This is a genomic window from uncultured Proteiniphilum sp., from assembly GCF_937873925.1.
Classification (GTDB): domain Bacteria; phylum Bacteroidota; class Bacteroidia; order Bacteroidales; family Dysgonomonadaceae; genus Proteiniphilum.
On the sequence record NZ_CALNAT010000087.1, the window covers coordinates 1 to 4,018 of the forward strand.

Genomic DNA, 4,018 nt, shown 5'->3' on the forward strand with positions numbered 1-4,018 from the left:
CGCGATAGAAAGAAAGGGCGCGCTCCAGGTCGGACACCTTCAGGTGTACATGTCCGATACGTACTTGTGTAGGGATTGTATAAAGATTCATAGATTTTTTTGATTACTTTTTGCTTGTTGTTATCTTCCTGACCGCATTGCTTTCACTTTTTTAATTTTAGCATCAGCCAAAAAGATTTTATATTCCTCCGTTTCCATGCCGTAAAGGGCTACTTTCCCCTCACTGTCGCAATGAATTCCGAAACCATAGATCTTGGCCAGTGGCGATGTACGTAGACAGGGTTGCCCTTTGGAAAAGAACAGAATTCTTGCCTGTTCCTGTTTATCGGAGGGTGTATCGTTCTTTTCCGTATGCACACGGAAAAGGATATCATCCGAACTATATTGGTAGGGATTCTCAGAAATAAGTTCGTATTGCAGCCGAGCCACCGTTTTTTTTGCTTTGGGTGGAGGGGGATTTCCCTGAGCCACTTTTGTGTCGGAGGCAACCTCGATAAACGTATCAAAATAGTTGGTTGTATGCATAGGGTTCAAGTTATTCCGGCGAAGCCGTTCATTCGTTGATTGTCGACCGGCTTCGATCACGACTTCACGGTATATAACCGTTTTTTTCGGAGATTGTTTGAGAGTTTCTCCTAAATTACACCATCCTCTTCTGATAAGTATTTACGATACTGGCTCGGAATAAACTTGCAGAAACAGCGTAATCATTCGCGAAAAGTCGGATTAGTTTCCAGAATCAATGCCCGGCAATAACCCGTTTGTGAAAAATCAACTGAACCCGGATAAGGAGATCTCATTCACTTAAACTCGAACAAGGATTTCTTTCACGCTCCCGGATGAGGAGGGAAGCGATTTTTTTCTGTAGTGAGAATTTTATTGGAAAACAACCCGGAATAATGGGTTCTTGGGGGCTAATCAAAGAAAATACCGCTAACTGCAGCATTGCTTCCCCTTACCTGGTTGATCCGGATTCTTACGGAACGATCGAAAAGATAAGTGACATATTTCCCCTCGGAGTAATCCCGTATCATATGTACCGGAGCAAGCAGTTTTTTTGTCTTAAGATCGAATATCTCGATGGCTGAACGACGGTTTGTTTTGTCCCAGTCTACAAAATAGAGCGAAACTTTGTAGGGATTGCTGGTTTCTACCGGCAGATCAATGGTCATGGTCTGGTCGCACGGGATGGGATCACGCGTGATAAAGGCGCCAATGCTTCTCGTTCCATCGATTTCCTTCAGGGCTCTTACGTCGGAAGTGTTGGTGGCCCAGTGAATATTTCCCTGCTTGTTGAAAAGGGGCTGGTCCATGAAATCCGGTAGAACCATTTTATGGGTAAGGCTATCGTAGTTAAACAATATATAACCACTGCTGCCGTATCTCTCCTGCCAATTTCCCTGAGTGATTACATCTTCTTTAGGTTGAGCGTATTCGTATATCAACGGTTCTTCTTCTGTTTGCGCTAATTTACCCTTGTATTCTACCTTTATCCGGTATTCTCCTTCTGACAGGTTGGTGAAATAAACAAATTGACTATCTTCGTGGCTTGCACGATACGACTTGTCCGAGAAATTTATCCGTTGGATCTCCATCCCTGCCTTGGGAATGCAAAGTGTGGCTGAGGTGCCGTGCGGGACATTAAGCCGGTGCTGCCCCGTAAGCAGGTCAAATGAGGCCTTGATTTTGCCTTTTAGGGTGGGTGTTTCACCGCTGACCCGGTTGACGGTGGCCGTGAGGTGAGGGCGCACAAGGAAGGTAGTGAATCCTGGCTCCAGCGGTTGTATGCCCAGTATCTCTTCTGATAGCCAGTTGGTAATGCCGGCACTCCAAGGATGGGCCAGACTGGTATACCCGCATTGATTATTTATGGGAGCGTCGTTCGGTGCCGAGACCTGGTTCCATGAACTTCGATATACTTCAAAGAACGTGGTGGCTCCATAACGGAGCTGTCCCCCCCAGCAATCGTGGATGGTGGATAAAGCTTCCGGATACCGGTCCATGGCAGCCATCGAACGGATGATGAAATACTGGTTGAATGGTGAATAAGACATCCTTTGCAACCGATCGGTAAAGGCGTTTTGCCAGATGCTCTCCCGTTCACCTGCATCGGCAAAACCAGCATTCACAGCATCTGATGCAGCATGTATACCCAAGGATATCATCCATTCGGGATCGTTGCGTAATTGCTTGATTTTTTCCGTTGCATATCCTTTGAATTGATTCCTCAATAGCGAATAGCCTGCATGATCCAATACCTCGCTGAACTCTATCCATGAACGGATGGACAACATCTTGTAAGCATTCTGTGTCTCGCTGTTGGACGGATTCTCGAATCCGGCACCCAGACGTTCATCCCATCCGTAGAACGAGAGTTCCGGATTGGTTCCGTAATGTTGATAGGCCGTCTCTAGCTTGCTACAGGCGTTCTCGAGCATTTCTTCCAGAAACGCCCTGTCTGCTGTGTAATTGTAGTAATCAACCAGGCTCAGTACCCAGTAAAGTGAATAACTCGCGATTCCGTTGTATTGGGTAGATGTATATCGCAGATTTTCCCTGACGAAGTCGTAATTTCCGAAAGCAATCATGGAAGCAGCCTGGGAGGTGTGGGCATCTCCTGTCCAGGAATGACGGTCGCTACGTTCCATAAGGATCGCACCAAAATAATCCTTAAGGAGATTCAACTTGACGGTATACGCCCCGGTATACCACATCCTGGTGAGCAAGGTGTCGTTGCTGGAGAAGCTGCCTTCATAATTGGCCGGCTTTGTCTGGCAGATCAGTCTGGGTGATTGGATTACAGCCGGTCTGTTAAGGCTATGGATATGAATCCAGGCGTAACGAACCCCTTCATACAGTTCATCATTTAGCTCCAGGCGCCAGGTGTTTCCGTACCTCCGGGGTACTGCGGTCTTTCGCGGTGATTGAGATCCTGCGTTAAATACAGCTGGTTCATTGAACTCGCTTATACTCATTTCAATATCTCCATCTAAATCGTCCGAGTCAAATTCAAACCAAGCCGCATTTACTTGCCCGAAATCAAACATCAAATCGCAAGGGCCGGTGACGCGAATGCGGTTGTGTCCTGTCTGTCGGGTTTGTGTGCCTATAATTGATACTACACTTACCGGTTCAATGCGATAAATTTCCAATCCGTCTGATGCCTTGGGATTTTTCCAACGATACGATACAAGAGGGTCGGGAGAGTACATTGCTTTTTCTCCGTTGTAAGAACCCTGTATCGAAGGGTATGGATACAGGGGGGTATTTTGTGCAAAAGAGCAGAAGATTGACGCTGTTAAGATAAAAGTGGAAACAAGGAAGAACAGATCTCTTCTCATGGTGACATTTTTTTAATACAACAGATGATGCTACAAATATAGGTGATTGATTTCAAATTTCAAATAACTATAGGCAGCTGATTGCTCTGCAAAGCTAAAATTACAGTTCCGGCATAACCTGACAGCTGAATTCCACCAAAAAAAGATAACGTCCATCAACAACAAATAAGCTTCTTGCGTGTTAAATTACTAAAAGCTAACCAGCAGGAGCGTGTAACTCTTGATAAAGCATATCGTATGAAAATTATTTTATCGGTCGTCGGATATCGGCTCCGAAGTACTGTGGAGAATAATAGTCTCTCCACGATAGCCTATCTTAAGGAAATCTACGGCAAACAATAACAACGTATTACATGGAAGGAGAAAGACTTTACGACAAATACAAACAGTCCAACGATCAAAAACAGGAGCTAAGGTTGGTTTGTAAGTAATAAAACCATATTTGAACGGATTGAGGGATATGATAATAGACATAGATGAAGAAATAAAATTAAAACAACTAAAACAATCGGACGTGAAAGATATTTTTGAAACGATTGATCTTCAAAGAGACTACCTGGGGAGATGGTTGCCGTTTGTTGCGCAGACGAAAGACATTTCAGATACGGAAAAATTTGTTGAATCAGTAGTAAATGCTTCAGAGGACCAATTTGAATATGTCTTTACCATCAGGAAGT

Annotated in this window: 2 protein-coding genes and 1 pseudogene; 1 reads left to right on the forward strand and 2 read right to left on the reverse strand. The window is 44.6% G+C overall.

Going from position 1 to position 4,018, the window contains the following annotated elements; translation table 11 throughout:
* Positions 1 to 120: 120 nt before the first annotated feature.
* Both Q0502_RS06210 and Q0502_RS06215 read right to left on the reverse strand, forming a co-directional pair.
* Positions 121 to 525, reverse strand: coding sequence for a DUF6157 family protein (locus Q0502_RS06210; protein ID WP_298648534.1), 405 nt, complete (start codon positions 523 to 525; stop codon positions 121 to 123).
* A 389-nt stretch (positions 526 to 914) separates the two neighbouring features.
* Positions 915 to 3,341, reverse strand: coding sequence for an alpha-L-rhamnosidase C-terminal domain-containing protein (locus tag Q0502_RS06215; protein ID WP_298648537.1), 2,427 nt, complete (start codon positions 3,339 to 3,341; stop codon positions 915 to 917).
* Between the two features lie 460 nt (positions 3,342 to 3,801).
* On the opposite strand from Q0502_RS06215, the pseudogene Q0502_RS06220 reads away from it, so the two are divergent.
* A pseudogene (locus tag Q0502_RS06220) lies at positions 3,802 to 4,018 on the forward strand (GNAT family N-acetyltransferase); the annotation flags it as partial.